Consider the following 16060-nt stretch of genomic DNA (forward strand, 5'->3'; position numbering starts at 1 on the left):
CCCTGTAGGAGCTGCCGAAGGCTGCGATCTTTTACTTTGAAAAGGTTCAGACCTGCGTGCTGATCCACGACACCAGCAGCGCCATCCCCAGGCAGGCAAAACCGAAGATGTAGAAAAAGCGGTTCATGCGCAAGGTCGCCCAATCCAGCGTGGGTTCTACGTTCGGACTGCTCTGGCGCTGCGCCTGCAAACTGGCCATCGCACGCAGTTCGCGGCGACGGGTGGCGTGCAGCAACCAGCCGCCCGGGAAGGCAAAGAGCAAGGCCAGCAGATTGATCAGTTTGGCGGGATGGGCGGTAAACAGCGTCATCAAGTGCAGCGACATCACGAACCTCAAGTCAAACAGGTAGCAGGTGCCGGACGGGCGACCGCGGCGCGGATTCTACCGAAAGCCTGCGCCCCTGCCCTCTGTTTCCGACAAATAACGAAGCTTTTGATCAATGGCTGTCCTGAGTCACGGCTTCGTCATCTGTATCGGCGAACATGCGCGTCCCGAAACCGACACGGATCACGTCATGCTCCACGCCGAAAACCAGGATCGTCTCTACCTCATCATTCCCAGCGAAGAACAACAAGCCCTCGTCGGCAGCCTCGCCTTCAACGTTCAGGATCGCCATTGGCTGGTGTATTGCGCCTTGGGTGGGCATCAACATGCGGATTTGCCGGAAACGGACTTGCTGACGGGTGTGAGTGTGCTGGATTTTTACTCGCAGGCTGCCTGATTTCCTTGCCCCCTGTAGGAGCGAGCTTGCTCACGATGGACTTGAGGACGCCCCGGGGTATCAGATTCCCCGCGTAATCGTTAACGACCATCGCGAGCAGGCTCGCTCCTACAGGGGCTCGCATTACTCGCCGAGAATCTGGCCCACGGTCGGGTCCTTGAACAGGCGGGTCAACGCATCGCTCAACACATCGCTGACCAGCTTGGTGTTGGTTTCCTGGTTCGGCGCCATGCCGAAGCGCTGGTCCAAGGACGAACCATAACGGCCGCTGTAGCGACGGTTGGCGTTCTGCACATCCGAGCGGAACGTCGCGCCGATGGTGGCTTCGGTCACGTACATGCCTTCCTTGGGCGACTGGTACTTCAATTCAGCCAAAGTCACTGTCAGTTGCGGCGCATTCATGGCGTTGTTCGTCGGCGTAAAGCCCAACAGACGCACGGCGGCTTCAGCCTGAGCCTGCAGCTTCGGCAGGATCTGCGCGCCCTGCACGGTGATCGCGCTGGTCTCCGGATACAGGCCACCACGGGTGCCCAGCGTCGGCGACGGGCGACCGTCCACGACACGCACCACAACGGGCTGGCCATGGCCGACCGGGGCCAACTGGGCGGTCAGCTTGGGTTCCGGGCTCAGTTGTTGCGGGCTGTGGGCGCAGCCAACCAGGGTCAAACTGGTCACAGTGATCAAACCGAACAACAGGCGTTGCAACATGCTCTTCTCTCCAGAATCAGGCACAAACAGGCCGGCAGTATAGCGGTGCGCCACTGCGGGGAACCAGCACCTCACAGTGTTTGATGAAATCTCTGACAAACCCTGGGGATTGCAGTTCATGTCACACAGATGTCACCACTCCTACACTTGCACGTAATGGCCTACAGGCAATCTTCCTGGCAATCACCCACACGGTACTTCACCATGCGCCATCTGATCTCTCTGTTCGCGCCACGCCCGTTGCACCGTTGCTTCGCCCTGCTCGACCGCAACGGCCACTGCCAGGCCTTCAAGCAGTGCAGCTTGCAGCCCATGGGAGATGGCTGGGTTGAAATCGAGGAAATCCGCCTGAATTGGCTGAATCAGCCGCTGCCGGCCGGCGCCCGCGTCGTTTCGCAACCTTACCAGCCACGCTCGCGTGCACAGCAACTGCTGACAACCTGACCAAACACCTAATAAAAGTCATTAAACACGACCATTTCCCTGCGTTTCTTAGATACAATCTCACCCCGATTATAAGGACGTCTCCTGATCGGGCCTCGCAGCATCGTCAATGCGCTTGTGTTGACACCCCCGCACCGCCCACAGAGAGCCGCCCACACAGATCGAGTGAAGCTGGCGCGCTTGCTGTTTTGTTGAGCAAAACCTCCACTTTTCGCGAATCTGCAGAGCTGTCATTACGCTCGGTCACTGAGCTGTTTGCCCGTTTTGCCTGCCCTGTATCCCATGGCGGCAATCCATCCGGGCACGGTGCCAGGCTGGGACAGCCCTTTTTGAGGTTCACGTCTTCAAAAGAGCGTGAAAAAAACGGGTTTTCACAACTTCACAAGAGTGTGGCGAGCAAATGAATAGTTTTGCGTCTGAACATGCACCATTAGCGTCTACAACAGCCCAACGACACAGGACCGAGTATTCCTCGAACACCGGAGCCTGAAGCCTGTCCGCTACGGATTTGGTTGCACAAACGGATGTATCGACCATAAGTCGAATTGCCAGTCGCACGTTGAAATGAGTTCATATGACTCTTATTAGACCCGGCAGGTAGCGTCCGTCGAAGTTGCGATAAATTGCGAAGATTCGGACATGGCGATACTGCCATGAATACCCTGGGGCCACACTGACACGCCCCGGAATGCCTGGCAGCCATGCCGACAATTTGGTGCTGCAGATTTTGGAGACGCGTTAAATGGCGCATAACGAAGCAGTCGACGTAGTACTGGTTGGGGCCGGCATCATGAGTGCCACCCTTGCAGTGCTGCTCAAAGAGCTCGACCCCGCGATCAAGCTGGAAGTCGTCGAGCTGATGGATTCCGGTGCTGCGGAGAGTTCCAACCCCTGGAACAACGCCGGTACCGGTCACGCCGGGCTGTGTGAGCTCAACTACACACCGCAGGCAGCCGATGGCGCCGTCGACATCAAGAAAGCCGTGCACATCAACACCCAGTTCGAGGTGTCGAAGCAGTTCTGGTCGTACCTGACCAGGAAAGGCACGTTCGGCTCGTGCAAATCGTTTATCAGCCCGGTGCCACACCTGAGTTTCGTGCAGGGTGAAAGCGGCGTTTCCTTCCTCAAGGAACGTTTCAAGGTGCTGAGCAAGCACCACGCTTTCGCCGACATGGAGTACACCGAAGACAAGGCGACAATGGCAGAGTGGATGCCATTGATGATGCCTGGGCGCGACCCCGGCGAAACCCTTGCCGCCACCCGCGTGATCAATGGTACCGACGTCAACTTCGGCGCCTTGACCAACCAGTTGCTCAAGCACCTGACCAGCGCACCCGATGCCCAGGTCAAGTACTGCAAGCGCGTGACTGGCCTCAAGCGCAGCAACGGCGGCTGGACCGTCAGCATCAAGGACGTCAACAGCGGCAATACCCGTGAAGTCGACGCCAAATTCGTCTTCCTCGGCGCTGGCGGCGCGGCACTGCCGCTGCTGCAAGCCTCGGGCATCGAAGAGAGCAAAGGCTTCGGCGGCTTCCCGATCAGCGGCCAGTGGCTGCGCTGCGACAACCCGGAAGTGGTCAAGCACCACCAGGCCAAGGTCTACAGCCAGGCTGCCGTAGGTTCACCGCCAATGTCCGTGCCGCACCTGGACACCCGCGTGGTCGATGGCAAGAAGTCCCTGCTGTTCGGACCGTACGCCGGTTTCACCACCAAGTTCCTCAAGCACGGCTCCTTCATGGACCTGCCGCTGTCGGTTCGCGCCGGCAACATCGGCCCGATGCTGGCCGTGGCGAAAAACAACATGGACCTGACCAAGTACCTGGTCAGCGAAGTGATGCAATCTATGGAGCAGCGCCTGGAGTCCCTGCGTCGCTTCTACCCGGAGGCGAAAGCCGAAGACTGGCGCCTGGAAGTGGCCGGCCAACGGGTGCAGATCATCAAGAAAGACCCGAAAAAAGGCGGCATCCTGCAATTCGGTACCGAACTGGTCGCGGCCAAGGACGGTTCCCTGGCTGCACTGCTCGGTGCTTCGCCTGGTGCATCGGTGACTGTTTCGATCATGCTCGAGCTGATCGAGAAATGCTTCCCGAGCAAAGCCAAGGGCGAATGGGCTGGCAAACTGGCAGAAATCTTCCCGGCCCGGGAGAAAGTTCTGGAAACCGACGCTGCGCTGTATCGCAAGATCAGCACGCAGAACAACGTTGCCCTGGAACTGGTTGAAGCCAGCAGCGAGACCGAAAGCTACGCTTGATTGGGCCCCATGAAAAACGCCCCGCTCTCATTGAGAGCGGGGCGTTTTTTTATGCCTTTGAAAGATCGCTCCTTGTGGAGCTACCGAAGGCTGCGATCTACTGATCTTAACCGCGAACCTTCTCGATCAACTCGATGTAATCCGGTGCATTGCGCTGATCCTTGATCAAGGCAACAAAGTCATTGCCGTGCTCATCCTTGCCATTCACGTCGTAACCGGCTTCGACGAAGAACGTCAGGAAACGCTCGAAATCGTCGATGCGCAGACCACGGTAGGCCTTGACCAGTTTGTGCAGGGACGGAGAAGTCGCGTCGACCGGTTCGAAATCGAGGAACAACTTGATCTGCTCATCACCGATCTCGTCACCAATCACTTGTTTTTTATCTTTACGCATTGCCGACTCCAGCTCGCAGACATTTCACGGGGCGGGCAGTTTACCCCCGCGCAGGCACAGGGCTCAACGCACACGATTGCTGCCGGTATGCAGATCGGCCCAGACATGGCCATTGGCGTAGCTGAGAAACTGGCAATACACCGTGTCGTTGCGCAGCAAGTCGATCACCACCCGGTATTGCGCCAGCGGGTAATAGAGGGTCAGAGTCTTGCTCGGCTCGTCGTAAACCGGCTTCTTCAGGCTTTTGCTTTCACCATCGAAATTGACCAGTACCTGACTGATGGTAGCGCCCTTGTTCAGGGATTTTCCCTTGAGACGAATCAGCAACGGCGAAGTGACCGGAATCGGCTGTTGAGTGGATTGACGCTGAGCACCGACCACCACCGAATAATCGGTGACCTGCATCAGTTGCTGCTGCTCGGGATCAGCAGCGCGCAGAGTGAGGTCGTCCGGCGGCAGGAATTGACTGTGCATGGGCGCCGGGGCGGCGGCCAGAGGCAGGCTGAGGGTCAGCAACAGGGCGGCGCAGCTGCGGATAAAAGGGTTCATGGCAGGCTCCGGATCGGGGCCGGGCACTCTAGCATGGGCGAGCGGACGTGGGGCTGTGAACACGACACCCTGTGGGAGCGGGCTTGCTCGCGAAAGCGGTGTGTCAGTCGCCTTGATGTTGACTGACACTCCCTCTTCGCGAGCAAGCCCGCTCCCACAGGAAGAAAATCAATCGAACTGCGCGTGCATCCAGGCCTGATACTCGGCAACACCAGGCTCGCCTTCGCGCGGAGCCCAGTGCGCCAGCTCGCCTTCACCGACCGGACGGTAAGGACCGGCCTTGCATTCGAACATCAGGCTGTCGGCCTCCAGCACCACCAGACCGTGGAACACACCGGTTGGCAGGTCCACGCCAACACAGTCGCCACCGGCCTCGAGCACGGTCTTGCTCAGCACCATGCCGGTCTCGTCAAAGATCAGCACGCCCAGCCGTCCCTTGAGGACCAACAGGGTTTCGGCCTTGTTGTCACCCAGGTGCCGGTGAGGCGGGATATAGGTGGACGGCTGCAGCCCCACCGCCATGCGATGGCAAGCGTCTTCCATCTGATGGAAATTGTGATGCTGGCGCCCGCGAGGATTGGCCGCGGCTTTCCCGGCCAGCTCGGCGAACAAGGTCTGATCCAGAAAACGCGGCGTATCCATGTCTTACATTCCTTTAACGGCGAAAATCCCGTTGGCGTTACGCCAGTAGCCTTTGTAGTCCATACCGTAACCGAAGATGTAGCGGTCGACGCACGGCAGACCGACGAAATCGGCCTTGAGGTCCGGACGGGCCTTGCGGTCGTGGTCTTTATCGATCAGCACAGCGGTGTGCACTTTACGTGCGCCAGCGTGCTTACAGAAGTCGATGATCGCACCCAGGGTGTGACCTTCGTCGAGAATGTCGTCGATGATCAACACATCACGGTCGATGAAGGAAACTTCCGGCTTGGCCTTCCAGAACAGGTCGCCACCGCTGGTTTCGTTGCGATAGCGGGTAGCGTGCAGGTAGGACGCTTCCAGCGGGAAGTGCAGATAGGTCAGCAGCTTGCCGGAAAAAATCAGCCCGCCGTTCATCACGCAGAACACCACCGGGTTGGAATCCGCCAGTTGATCGTTGATTTGTGCACCGACGCGGGCGATGGCCGCCTCGACTTCAGCTTCGGTGTACAGGCAGTCAGCCTCTCGCATGATTTGACGGATATGCTCGAGATCAGCAGACATGGTGCTCTCCAGGGGATGGCGGATTCAGGAAAAGCGGGCAAAGGTACGCATCAAGCGAGGCCAGATCAAGCGTTTGTGGACTAACGTACTGTATGTCTATAGGACAACACCCTCGGATAGATTAATCTAGGCCGGTTTTTTTGCCCGCCGCCGGAGCCTTTCCCCATGCCCATCCATGAGATCCGCCACCCGCTGATCCGTCATAAACTTGGCCTTATGCGCCGCGCAGACATCAGCACCAAGAATTTCCGTGAGCTCGCTCAGGAAGTCGGCGCCCTGTTGACCTATGAAGCCACCAAAGACCTGCCGCTGGAATCCTACGATATCGATGGCTGGTGCGGCACTGTGTCGGTCGAGAAAATCGCCGGCAAGAAAATTACCGTGGTGCCGATCCTGCGTGCCGGCATCGGCATGCTCGAAGGCGTGCTCAGCCTGATCCCGGGCGCCAAAGTCAGCGCCGTGGGTGTGGCCCGCAACGAGGAAACCCTCGAGGCCCACACCTACCTCGAGAAGCTGGTGCCGGAAATCGACGAACGCCTGGCCATGATCATCGACCCGATGCTCGCTACCGGCGGCTCGATGGTTGCAACCATCGACCTGCTGAAAAAAGCCGGCTGCAAGGACATCCGCGCCATGGTGCTGGTCGCTGCGCCAGAAGGCATTGCCGTGGTCGAGAAGGCTCACCCGGACGTGATCATCTACACCGCGTCCATTGATCAAAAACTGAACGAACACGGCTACATCATCCCGGGGCTGGGCGATGCCGGTGACAAGATCTTCGGCACCAAGCAGAAGGACGCGTGACCATGCAGCAAGAGTTCAACGATCCGCTCTGGCGCACGGTGCTGTCGGGTGCACAGATGCTGTTCGTGGCCTTCGGCGCCCTGGTGTTGATGCCGCTGATCACCGGTCTCGACCCGAACGTGGCGTTGTTCACGGCCGGCCTGGGGACGATCCTGTTCCAGATCGTCACCGGGCGTCAGGTGCCGGTGTTCCTGGCATCGAGCTTTGCCTTCATCACCCCAATCATTCTCGCCAAGGGCCAGTTCGGCCTGGCCGCGACCATGGGCGGCGTGATGGCGGCGGGTTTCGTCTATACCTTCCTCGGCCTCGCGGTGAAAATCAAAGGCACCGGTTTCATCGACCGCCTGCTGCCGCCAGTGGTGATCGGGCCGGTGATCATTTCGATTGGCCTGGCGATGGCACCGATTGCCGCCAACATGGCCATGGGCAAGGCCGGTGATGGCAGTGAATTGATTCATTACCAGACGGCGATGATGATCTCGATGCCTGCACTGCTGACCACGCTGATCGTTGCGGTTTTCGGCAAGGGCATCTTTCGCCTGGTGCCGATCATCTCCGGCGTGCTGGTGGGCTTTGGCATGTCGTTCTACTTCGGCGTGGTCGATACCGCGAAGATCGCTGCGGCACCCTGGTTCGCCATCCCGCACTTCACCGCGCCGGAATTCAACTGGCAGGCGATCCTGTTCATCGTTCCGGTGGCTTTGGCCCCGGCCATCGAACACATCGGCGGCGTGATTGCCGTGGGTAGCGTGACCGGTCGCGATTACCTGAAGAAGCCCGGCCTGCACCGCACCCTGCTCGGCGACGGCATTGCCACCACGGCGGCCGGTCTGTTTGGCGGCCCGCCCAACACCACCTACGCCGAGGTGACCGGCGCGGTCATGCTGACCAAGAACTACAACCCGAAAATCATGACCTGGGCGGCGATCTTCGCCATCAGCCTGGCGTTCATCGGCAAGTTCGGTGCGCTGCTGCAAAGCATTCCGGTGCCGGTGATGGGCGGGATTCTGTGCCTGCTGTTCGGTTCGATCGCGGCGGTGGGGATGAACACACTGATCCGCCACAAGATCGATCTGGGCGAGGCGCGCAATCTGGTGATTGTGTCGGTGACCCTGGTGTTCGGGATCGGCGGTGTACTGATCGGCACCGGCACGGGGCCGGACGACTTCGGCCTCAAAGGCATCGCGCTGTGCGCGGTGGTGGCGATTGGCTTGAACCTGATCCTGCCGGGCAATGACAGCTGGAAGCACAAAAAAGCGAATGAGCCGTTGATCTAAGCAGGTTCGGATTTTTCGCTGACTGTAAGAGCCTCTTCGCGAGCAAGCCCGCTCCCACATTTGATCGGTGCTGGACACAATATATGTGTACACCGAAATCCAATGTGGGAGCGGGCTTGCTCGCGAAGCTTTCAAAGCGCCAACGGCGCGCGCTCGCACAACGCACTCAACGCCCGCGCCCAATGCGGGTCATCGTTGAGGCACGGCACCAGCACCAACTCCTCGCCCCCCGCCTCGCGGAATTGCTCCTTGCCGCGATCACCGATCTCTTCCAGGGTCTCGATGCAATCGGCAACGAACGCCGGGCACATCACCAGAATCTTTTTCACGCCGCTTTTGGCCAACTCATCGAGGCGCGCCTCGGTGTAGGGTTCGATCCATTTGGCGCGTCCCAGGCGCGACTGGAATGACACCGACCACTTGCCGTCCGGCAAGCCCATGCGCTTGGCAAACTCCGATGCCGTACGCAGGCATTGCGCGCGATAGCAGGTGGCCAAAACTACTGGCGATGCGTTCTTGCAGCAATCCTCATTCTTGAAGCAATGCTTGCCCGTCGGATCGAGCTTGGTCAGGTGCCGCTCCGGCAATCCGTGAAAGCTCAGCAACAAGTGATCGTAATCCTGCTGCAAATGAGGCCGCGCGCTGGCGACCAAGGCGTCGAGGTACTCCGGTTGATCATAAAACGGCTGAAGAATCGACAGTTGCAGGTCGAGTCCTTTTTCGCGCAGCACGCGCTTGGCTTCTTCAATCACCGTGGTGGTGGTGCTGTCGGCGAACTGTGGATAAAGCGGCGCCAGGGTTATCCGCTTGTGCCCCGCCGCAGCCATGCGCACCAGCGTCGACTCGATCGATGGCTCGCCGTAACGCATCGCCAGCTCGACCGGGCCATGTTGCCATTGGGCAGTCATGGCTTGTTGCAGGCGACGGCTGAGCACCACCAGTGGCGAGCCTTCGTCCCACCAGATCGAGGCATAGGCATGGGCCGACTGCTCGGGACGCTTGATCAGGATCAGCGACACCAGCAAGCGCCGCACCGGCCATGGCAGGTCGATCACGTACGGGTCCATCAGAAATTGATTGAGGTAGCTGCGCACATCCGCCACCGAGGTGGAGGCAGGTGAACCCAGATTGACCAGAAGCAACGCGTGATCGGTCATGCAACATCCTATTTCAAAGGCGAGCGGACAAATCATCCAGAGCCGCGCGCAAATCCGTGAACTGAAAAGTGAAACCCGCCTGTAACAAGCGAACCGGCGTGGCCCGTTGACCGCCCAGCAACAGCAAGGACAACTCGCCCAGCCCGACCTTCAAGGCGAAGGCCGGCATCGGCATGAATGCCGGGCGATGCAGTACGCTGCCTAACGTCTTGGCAAACTCGCGGTTGCGCACCGGTTTGGGTGCGCACGCATTATAGGGACCGCTGGCCTCGTTGCGATGCAGAAGAAAATCAATCAGAGCGATTTGATCGTCGATATGAATCCATGGCATCCATTGCCGGCCGTTGCCAATCGGCCCCCCCAGCCCCAGCTTGAAGGGCAGTAACAGCCGCGACAAAAAGCCGCCCTCGGCCGACAGCACCAACCCGGTTCGAATGAGGATGACGCGAATGCCCAGCGCTTCAGCCCGTTGCGCGGTTTCTTCCCAGGCGATGCATAGCTGGCTGGCAAAGTCCTCACTGACCGGCCCCGAGTCCTCGGTCAGTTCGCGCTCGCCCCCGTCGCCATACCAGCCGACTGCCGAACCGGAAATCAACACCCGGGGTTTCTGCTCGCGACTCTCAAGCCACGCCAGCAGGGTTTCAGTCAGCGTGATCCGACTGCTCCACAACAAGGCTTTACGCTTGTGCGTCCAGGGTCGGTCGGCAATCGGCGCGCCGGCAAGGTTGACGATCGCATCCACCGGTTCCTGCCCAAGATCCTCCAACCGGGCAATTCCACGTACTTGGTCACCACAGGTTTTCGCGACTTTTTCAGGCTTGCGACTCCAGACTGTCAGGCGATGGCCCTGCCCCGACCAGTGCCGGCAGAGCTGACGTCCTATCAAACCAGTACCGCCGGTCAGCAATATGTGCATGACTTCTTCCTCGCGTGGCGTTTTACCCTGTCCACTAGTCTATTTTTATAAGCAGGGATCTTTGGTATCGAGCAGGCTCTATGTTTAACAATAGGCCAAGCTGTCAGAACGAGAACGCTAAAAGTTATACCAAAAAACAATATTGTACAGGTTTGAACGCCGGCGTAGTCTGTACAGAAAGGTAAACGAGGCCCCTATGACTGTACCTATCGCAATCATTGGCACCGGCATTGCCGGACTCTCCGCCGCCCAGGCCCTGACGGACCTCGGGCACGTGGTTCAACTTTTCGATAAAAGCCGCGGTAGCGGCGGGCGCATGTCGAGCAAGCGTAGCGATGCGGGTGCTCTGGACATGGGCGCGCAGTACTTCACCGCCCGCGACCGCCGCTTTGTCACGGAAGTCCAGCGCTGGCAGGCCAGAGGCTGGGTCGCCGAGTGGACGCCGCAGCTGTACACCTACCATGGCGGTCAGCTCAACCTGTCGCCGGACGAGCAGACCCGCTGGGTCGGCACGCCCCGCATGAGTGCAATCACTCGCGCCCTGCTCGGTGATCTTGAAGTGCACTTCGCCTGCCGGATCACCGAGGTCTATCGCGGGGAAGAACACTGGCATCTGCAGGACGCCGAGGGCTTCACCCACGGACCGTTCAGCCACGTCGTCATCGCCACGCCCGCGCCACAGGCCACGGCTCTGCTGGCATCGGCGCCGAAACTCGCGGGGGCCGCCGCCGGGGTGAAAATGGACCCGACCTGGGCCATTGCCCTGGCCTTCGAAACGCCGCTGGAAACGCCCATGGAAGGCTGCTTCGTACAGGACAGCCCACTCGACTGGCTGGCCCGCAACCGCAGCAAACCCGGGCGCGACAACACCCTCGACACCTGGGTGCTGCACGCCACGAGTGCCTGGAGCCGGCAACACATCGACCTGCCCAAGGAAGCGGTGATCGAACAGTTGCACGGCGCGTTTGCCGAACTGCTGCACGATTCCATGCCTGCGCCGAGCTTCAGCCTCGCCCACCGCTGGCTCTACGCCCGCCCCGCCAGCAGTCACGAATGGGGCACCCTGGCCGATGCCGACCTGGGGCTGTACGCCTGTGGCGACTGGTGCCTGTCCGGACGCGTTGAAGGCGCCTGGCTAAGCGGTCAGGAAGCCGCCCGCCGCTTGCATGAACACCTGCAATGAACCGTAGGAGCTGCCGAAGGCTGCGATCTTTTGATTTTGTTTTTCAAGATCAAAAGATCGCAGCCTTCGGCAGCTCCTACAGGGGCATTGCTCGAAAAAACCTATACAAAAAATTTGACTTGTACAACTTCGAATCTATGATGAAGTTATCTTGTACAGACGCAAATGTTTGTACAGGTTCAGATTCGAGGTGTTCCGATGTCCCACGCCCCCGTCAAACCGAAAATAGCCATCAGCGCCTGCCTGATGGGACTCGATGTGCGCTTCAACGGCGGGCACAAGGAGTCGCGGCTGTGCAGCCGTACCCTCACTGATTACTTCGATTTCATCCCGGTCTGCCCGGAAGTGGCCATCGGCCTCGGCGTACCGCGCCAACCGATTCGGCTGGTGAGTGGCGCCGATCAACCCGAAGCCGTGGGAACCCTGGATCACAACCTGAACGTGACACAACCGCTGGCCACCTACGGCCGGGAGATGGCAGCGCAGCTGGGGGATATTTGCGGTTATATCTTCATGCAAAATTCCCCGTCCTGCGGCCTGGAGCGGGTCAAGGTCTACCACGCCAACGGCACACGGGCGGACATTGGCGGTCGCGGGATCTACGCCCAGGCCTTCTGCCTGCTGCACCCGGACTTGCCGGTGGAGGAAGACGGCCGGCTCAACGATCCGGTGCTTCGGGAAAACTTCCTCACCCGCGTATTCGCCTACAGCGCCTGGCAGCAGCTACGCCAGGAAGGCCTGACCCGGCGCGGCCTCACGGACTTTCACTCACGCTACAAATACCTGCTGATGGCCCACAACCCGGTGCAATACAAAGCCCTGGGCCACCTGCTGGGTAGCATGGGCAAAAACGATCCGCAGGAACTGGGCCCCCGCTATTTCAGCGAATTGATGGCTGCGTTGAAAAAGTGCGCCACCCGCCGCACCCATACCAACGTCCTGCAACACATCAGCGGTTACCTGAAACAGGCCATCAGCCGCGAAGACAAGCAGGAAGTGCAACAGCTGATCAGCCAGTACCACCAAGGCATCGTGCCGTTGGTGGTGCCGTTGACGCTGCTCAAACATCACTTTCGCCAACACCCCGATCCGTACATCGCACAGCAGGTCTATCTGCAACCGCACCCGGAAAACCTCAGCCTGCGAAACGCTATCTGATGAAAAAAACACTCGACACCAGCGCCCGCGAAGACCTCGGCGATGACTTTAAAAAAGCACTGGACGAAGGCTGGCTGCCCATCCGTGAAGTGGCACGCCTGACCGGCGTCAATGCCGTGACCCTGCGCGCCTGGGAGCGGCGCTACGGCCTTATCGTGCCGCAACGCACACCGAAGGGGCATCGGCTGTTCTCGGCCGATCATGTACAACGCATCCAGGCCATCCTCACCTGGCTCAACCGCGGCGTCGCCGTCAGCCAGGTCAAGGAATTGCTCGATACGCCGCAGATATTCAGCGAGTCCGTCGACAACGATTGGCACACATTGCAGCTAACGTTGCTGCAGGCGGTCAGCGGATTGCAGGAACGCGCCCTGGATGACAACGTCAATCAGGCGATGGCCCTGTATCCGCCGCGAACCCTGTGCGAGCAATTGCTCATGCCTTTGCTGGCCGCTCTGGAGCAACGCTGGCAAGGCCAATTCGGTGCGCAGATGGAACGGGGCTTTTTTTGTGCCTGGCTACGCAGCAAATTCGGCGCACGCATCTACCATGACAATCGTCAGTTGCGCACCGCGCCAATGCTGTTGATCAACCACTCGGACCTGCCCATGGAACCTCAGCTGTGGCTCACGGCCTGGCTGATCAGCAGCGCGGATTGCCCGGTGGAAGTCTTCGACGGGCCGCTGCCTGTCGGCGAACTGGCATTGGCGGTCGAACTGCTGCAACCCCGCGGGGTTCTGCTGTACTCCAGCAAGGCCATGAACCTGGCGCAACTGCCGAAACTTTTCAAAGGTGTCAGTTGCCCAAAAATGATTGCCGGACCAACGGTGTGCATCCACCACGCCGAGTTGTCCGCAAGTACCACCGAAATCGCTGACCTGTACCTGGCCGAAGATCCATTGTCGGCACATCAGGTACTCGTTCAGCGCGGGCTGATTTAAATGAATCGCGTGGATTCCTCTATGCAATTGATCTGGCTGCGCAGCGACTTGCGTCTACATGACAACACTGCCCTCTCGGCCGCCGCGGCTCGTGGCCCCTGCGTGGCGGTGTACCTGCTGAGTCCGGAGCAATGGCTGGAACACGACGATGCGCCCTGCAAAGTGGACTTCTGGCTGCGTAACCTGCGCGAGCTGAGCCGCGAACTGGGTCAACTGAACATTCCCCTGCTGATCCGCCAGGCTCCCCGCTGGGATGACGCGCCCAGCGTATTGCTGAACCTGTGCCGGCAGTGGCAGGTCGACGCGCTGCACCTCAACGAAGAGTACGGCATCCACGAGTCCCGTCGCGATGCAGCGGTCGTCCGTACGCTACAGGCCGAAGGCATCGAAGTTCACCGCTACCTCGATCAATTGCTGTTCAGGCCCGGGAGCGTGCTGACCCGGACCGGCACTTACTTTCAGGTCTTCAGCCAGTTCCGCAAAGTCTGCTACGAACGACTGCACCACTCGATGCCCAGCCTGGTACGCGCGCCGCACAAACAAGCGCCGCTGAACATTGCCAGCGATGCGATCCCCTTGAGCGTCGAGGGTTTCGCAACACCCGGTGATCACCTGCGCAGCCTGTGGCCGGCCGGCGAAACTGAAGCCCGGCGTCGCCTCGACAACTTTAGCGAAGCGCAGATCGAGCACTACCAGAACGAACGCGACTTCCCGGCAAAACCCGGCACCAGTCAGCTCTCGGCCTATCTTGCCGCCGGGGTGATTTCTCCTCGCCAATGCCTGCACGCCGCGTTGAACAGCAATCAGGGTGAGTTCGAAAGCGGCAACACCGGCGCCGTCACCTGGATCAACGAACTGCTGTGGCGCGAATTCTACAAACACATCCTGGTGGGCTACCCACGAGTGTCCCGGCACCGCGCATTTCGCCCGGAAACCGAAGCGCTGGCCTGGCGCGACGCTCCCGATGAACTGGCCGCCTGGCAACAGGCGCGCACCGGTTTGCCGATCATCGACGCCGCCATGCGCCAACTATTGGCCACCGGCTGGATGCACAACCGCCTACGCATGGTGGTGGCGATGTTCCTGACCAAGAACCTGCTGATCGACTGGCGCGAAGGCGAACGCTTTTTCATGCGTCACCTGATCGATGGCGATCTGGCGGCGAACAATGGTGGCTGGCAATGGAGTTCTTCCACCGGCACCGACTCGGCGCCTTACTTCCGGATCTTCAACCCGCTGAGCCAATCGGAAAAATTCGATCCCGAAGGTGTGTTCATCAAGCAATGGCTGCCGGAACTGGCTGGGCTGAATAAAAAAGACGTGCATAACCCTGCCAATCTCGGCGGCCTGTTTGGTGGGGTGGATTACCCTTCACCGATCGTCGACTTGAGCACATCCCGGACGCGAGCGTTGACGGCGTTCAAAAACCTGCCGTCACGGCAATACGCCGCCGTTGGATCATGAATCACCGCCACCGGGACTACCTTGATGCCGGGGCTTTGCTTTATAAATGTTTACCCGTATTGGGCCGGGCAATGGCCTGGCTGAAAAGGAGATTGGGATGAGTCGTACGCTCTCACGACGATACTGGCTGACCGGTGCCAGCAGTGGCATTGGTGCGGCCATGGCCGAAGAAATCCTGAAAACCGGTGCGCACCTGGCCGTCAGTTCGCGCTCGGTAGCGCAGTTGAAAGTATTGTCGCAACGCTATCCGGGGCAAGTGCTGGTGGTGGCCGGTGACCTGACCGACAGCCAGACTGTGCGCGAGATCGGCGAACAGATTGCCGAGGACTGGGGCTCGCTGGACACCGTGATACTCAATGCCGGCACCAGCGAGTACGTGGATGCCAGGCAGTTCGATGCGGCGATTGTCGAGCACGTGTTGCGTACCAACCTGTTAGCCAGTACCTATTGCATCGACGCCGCCCTGCCTTTGCTGCGTGCCGGCACCGCACCACATATGGTTGCCATGGCCAGTACGGTAACTTACCTGCCACTGCCCGAGGCAGAGGCGTATGGCACCTCGAAGGCCGGGCTGCGTTACCTGTTCGAATCCCTGCGCATCGACCTGGCCCCTGAAGGCATAGAACTCACAGTGATCAGCCCCGGGGCTGTCGAAACGCCGCTGACGGCGAAAAATGGCTTTCCCATGCCCTTGAGCTGGCCGGTGGAGAAAGCCGCACGACACATCTTCGAAAAGCTCAAGGACCGCCCGCTGGAAATCGCTTTCCCGGCTGCGTTCATGGCTGCCCTCTGGCCGCTCTCCAAACGGCCGGACCAAGTGAAACTGGAGATCGGCAAACGCATGGTGCGCAGTCAGCCACCGATCAAGGACCAACCCTGAAAATCGCCA

18 protein-coding genes and 1 pseudogene are annotated in these 16060 nt (G+C 59.7%); 11 read left to right on the plus strand and 8 right to left on the minus strand.

The window, feature by feature from the left end:
- Positions 1-46 precede the first annotated feature (46 nt).
- The gene (locus KSS91_RS24245; RefSeq protein ID WP_217836340.1) at positions 47-325 is read right to left on the minus strand and encodes a hypothetical protein; all 279 of its coding nucleotides are present in this window, start codon (positions 323-325) and stop codon (positions 47-49) included.
- 190 nt (positions 326-515) lie between these two features.
- Between KSS91_RS24245 and KSS91_RS24250 the strand changes: the two genes are divergently transcribed.
- On the plus strand, positions 516-722 hold the full coding sequence (locus tag KSS91_RS24250) for a hypothetical protein (RefSeq protein ID WP_015096802.1): 207 nt from the start codon (positions 516-518) through the stop codon (positions 720-722).
- Positions 723-845: 123 nt separating this feature from the next.
- Here KSS91_RS24250 and KSS91_RS24255 read toward each other — a convergent pair whose 3' ends face one another.
- Positions 846-1430: a YajG family lipoprotein gene (locus tag KSS91_RS24255; protein ID WP_007973847.1), complete on the minus strand. Its 585-nt coding sequence runs from the start codon at positions 1428-1430 to the stop codon at positions 846-848.
- Positions 1431-1634: 204 nt separating this feature from the next.
- Here KSS91_RS24255 and KSS91_RS24260 point away from each other — a divergent pair, with 204 nt between their 5' ends.
- Both KSS91_RS24260 and mqo read left to right on the plus strand, forming a co-directional pair.
- A complete protein-coding gene (locus KSS91_RS24260) occupies positions 1635-1874 on the plus strand; it encodes a hypothetical protein (RefSeq protein WP_015096803.1) in 240 nt (79 codons plus the stop codon).
- 742 nt (positions 1875-2616) lie between these two features.
- Entirely contained in the window at positions 2617-4125 is a 1509-nt protein-coding gene (gene mqo, locus KSS91_RS24265; protein ID WP_217836341.1) for a malate dehydrogenase (quinone), read from the plus strand.
- 106 nt (positions 4126-4231) lie between these two features.
- Here mqo and KSS91_RS24270 read toward each other — a convergent pair whose 3' ends face one another.
- From KSS91_RS24270 to KSS91_RS24285, 4 genes are all read right to left on the minus strand, one after another.
- Positions 4232-4519 carry a PA4642 family protein gene (locus KSS91_RS24270; RefSeq protein ID WP_007973850.1) on the minus strand — a complete coding sequence of 96 codons (288 nt, stop codon included), beginning with the start codon at positions 4517-4519 and terminating at the stop codon, positions 4232-4234.
- 63 nt (positions 4520-4582) lie between these two features.
- On the minus strand, positions 4583-5068 hold the full coding sequence (locus KSS91_RS24275) for a hypothetical protein (protein ID WP_217836342.1): 486 nt from the start codon (positions 5066-5068) through the stop codon (positions 4583-4585).
- Positions 5069-5236: 168 nt separating this feature from the next.
- Positions 5237-5710 carry a WbuC family cupin fold metalloprotein gene (locus KSS91_RS24280; RefSeq protein ID WP_015096807.1) on the minus strand — a complete coding sequence of 158 codons (474 nt, stop codon included), beginning with the start codon at positions 5708-5710 and terminating at the stop codon, positions 5237-5239.
- Between the two features lie 3 nt (positions 5711-5713).
- Complete coding sequence (locus KSS91_RS24285; protein WP_007973854.1) at positions 5714-6271, minus strand: hypoxanthine-guanine phosphoribosyltransferase; 558 nt, start codon at positions 6269-6271, stop codon at positions 5714-5716.
- 165 nt (positions 6272-6436) lie between these two features.
- On the opposite strand from KSS91_RS24285, the gene upp reads away from it, so the two are divergent.
- Together upp and KSS91_RS24295 are read left to right on the plus strand one after the other, a co-directional pair.
- Positions 6437-7075 (plus strand): uracil phosphoribosyltransferase, encoded by a 639-nt coding sequence (upp, locus tag KSS91_RS24290; RefSeq protein WP_007973856.1) that lies wholly within the window; start codon positions 6437-6439, stop codon positions 7073-7075.
- 2 nt (positions 7076-7077) lie between these two features.
- Positions 7078-8352, plus strand: coding sequence for a uracil-xanthine permease family protein (locus KSS91_RS24295; RefSeq protein ID WP_095965568.1), 1275 nt, complete (start codon positions 7078-7080; stop codon positions 8350-8352).
- Positions 8353-8483: 131 nt separating this feature from the next.
- On the opposite strand, the gene hemH is transcribed toward KSS91_RS24295, so the two are convergent.
- Together hemH and KSS91_RS24305 are read right to left on the minus strand one after the other, a co-directional pair.
- Positions 8484-9509, minus strand: coding sequence for a ferrochelatase (gene hemH / locus KSS91_RS24300; protein ID WP_126047516.1), 1026 nt, complete (start codon positions 9507-9509; stop codon positions 8484-8486).
- 13 nt (positions 9510-9522) lie between these two features.
- Positions 9523-10425, minus strand: coding sequence for a TIGR01777 family oxidoreductase (locus KSS91_RS24305; protein WP_217836343.1), 903 nt, complete (start codon positions 10423-10425; stop codon positions 9523-9525).
- 196 nt (positions 10426-10621) lie between these two features.
- On the opposite strand from KSS91_RS24305, the gene KSS91_RS24310 reads away from it, so the two are divergent.
- From KSS91_RS24310 to KSS91_RS24335, 6 genes and pseudogenes are all read left to right on the plus strand, one after another.
- Positions 10622-11608: an NAD(P)/FAD-dependent oxidoreductase gene (locus KSS91_RS24310; protein WP_008016642.1), complete on the plus strand. Its 987-nt coding sequence runs from the start codon at positions 10622-10624 to the stop codon at positions 11606-11608.
- A gap of 198 nt (positions 11609-11806) precedes the next feature.
- Positions 11807-12766 (plus strand): YbgA family protein, encoded by a 960-nt coding sequence (locus KSS91_RS24315; RefSeq protein ID WP_217836344.1) that lies wholly within the window; start codon positions 11807-11809, stop codon positions 12764-12766.
- Positions 12766-13707: a MerR family transcriptional regulator gene (locus tag KSS91_RS24320; protein WP_217836345.1), complete on the plus strand. Its 942-nt coding sequence runs from the start codon at positions 12766-12768 to the stop codon at positions 13705-13707. Before KSS91_RS24315 ends, KSS91_RS24320 begins: the two co-directional genes overlap by 1 nt.
- A 21-nt stretch (positions 13708-13728) precedes the next feature.
- Positions 13729-15171 carry a deoxyribodipyrimidine photo-lyase gene (phrB, locus tag KSS91_RS24325; protein ID WP_217836346.1) on the plus strand — a complete coding sequence of 481 codons (1443 nt, stop codon included), beginning with the start codon at positions 13729-13731 and terminating at the stop codon, positions 15169-15171.
- A gap of 2 nt (positions 15172-15173) precedes the next feature.
- A pseudogene (locus KSS91_RS24330) lies at positions 15174-15272 on the plus strand (transcriptional regulator); the annotation flags it as partial.
- Positions 15269-16051, plus strand: coding sequence for an SDR family NAD(P)-dependent oxidoreductase (locus KSS91_RS24335; protein WP_217836348.1), 783 nt, complete (start codon positions 15269-15271; stop codon positions 16049-16051). The pseudogene KSS91_RS24330 and the gene KSS91_RS24335, both read left to right, overlap by 4 nt.
- Positions 16052-16060: the final 9 nt, after the last annotated feature.

It is taken from the genome of Pseudomonas azerbaijanorientalis, from assembly GCF_019139795.1.
Taxonomy (GTDB): domain Bacteria; phylum Pseudomonadota; class Gammaproteobacteria; order Pseudomonadales; family Pseudomonadaceae; genus Aquipseudomonas; species Aquipseudomonas laurylsulfatiphila.

Coding starts and splice junctions, on each gene's coding strand:
- KSS91_RS24245 (WP_217836340.1), bottom strand. CDS start 325: ATGTCGCTGCACTTGATGACGCTGTTTACCGCCCATCCCGCCAAACTG.
- KSS91_RS24250 (WP_015096802.1), top strand. CDS start 516: ATGCTCCACGCCGAAAACCAGGATCGTCTCTACCTCATCATTCCCAGC.
- KSS91_RS24255 (WP_007973847.1), bottom strand. CDS start 1,430: ATGTTGCAACGCCTGTTGTTCGGTTTGATCACTGTGACCAGTTTGACC.
- KSS91_RS24260 (WP_015096803.1), top strand. CDS start 1,635: ATGCGCCATCTGATCTCTCTGTTCGCGCCACGCCCGTTGCACCGTTGC.
- mqo (WP_217836341.1), top strand. CDS start 2,617: ATGGCGCATAACGAAGCAGTCGACGTAGTACTGGTTGGGGCCGGCATC.
- KSS91_RS24270 (WP_007973850.1), bottom strand. CDS start 4,519: ATGCGTAAAGATAAAAAACAAGTGATTGGTGACGAGATCGGTGATGAG.
- KSS91_RS24275 (WP_217836342.1), bottom strand. CDS start 5,068: ATGAACCCTTTTATCCGCAGCTGCGCCGCCCTGTTGCTGACCCTCAGC.
- KSS91_RS24280 (WP_015096807.1), bottom strand. CDS start 5,710: ATGGATACGCCGCGTTTTCTGGATCAGACCTTGTTCGCCGAGCTGGCC.
- KSS91_RS24285 (WP_007973854.1), bottom strand. CDS start 6,271: ATGTCTGCTGATCTCGAGCATATCCGTCAAATCATGCGAGAGGCTGAC.
- upp (WP_007973856.1), top strand. CDS start 6,437: ATGCCCATCCATGAGATCCGCCACCCGCTGATCCGTCATAAACTTGGC.
- KSS91_RS24295 (WP_095965568.1), top strand. CDS start 7,078: ATGCAGCAAGAGTTCAACGATCCGCTCTGGCGCACGGTGCTGTCGGGT.
- hemH (WP_126047516.1), bottom strand. CDS start 9,509: ATGACCGATCACGCGTTGCTTCTGGTCAATCTGGGTTCACCTGCCTCC.
- KSS91_RS24305 (WP_217836343.1), bottom strand. CDS start 10,425: ATGCACATATTGCTGACCGGCGGTACTGGTTTGATAGGACGTCAGCTC.
- KSS91_RS24310 (WP_008016642.1), top strand. CDS start 10,622: ATGACTGTACCTATCGCAATCATTGGCACCGGCATTGCCGGACTCTCC.
- KSS91_RS24315 (WP_217836344.1), top strand. CDS start 11,807: ATGTCCCACGCCCCCGTCAAACCGAAAATAGCCATCAGCGCCTGCCTG.
- KSS91_RS24320 (WP_217836345.1), top strand. CDS start 12,766: ATGAAAAAAACACTCGACACCAGCGCCCGCGAAGACCTCGGCGATGAC.
- phrB (WP_217836346.1), top strand. CDS start 13,729: ATGCAATTGATCTGGCTGCGCAGCGACTTGCGTCTACATGACAACACT.
- KSS91_RS24335 (WP_217836348.1), top strand. CDS start 15,269: ATGAGTCGTACGCTCTCACGACGATACTGGCTGACCGGTGCCAGCAGT.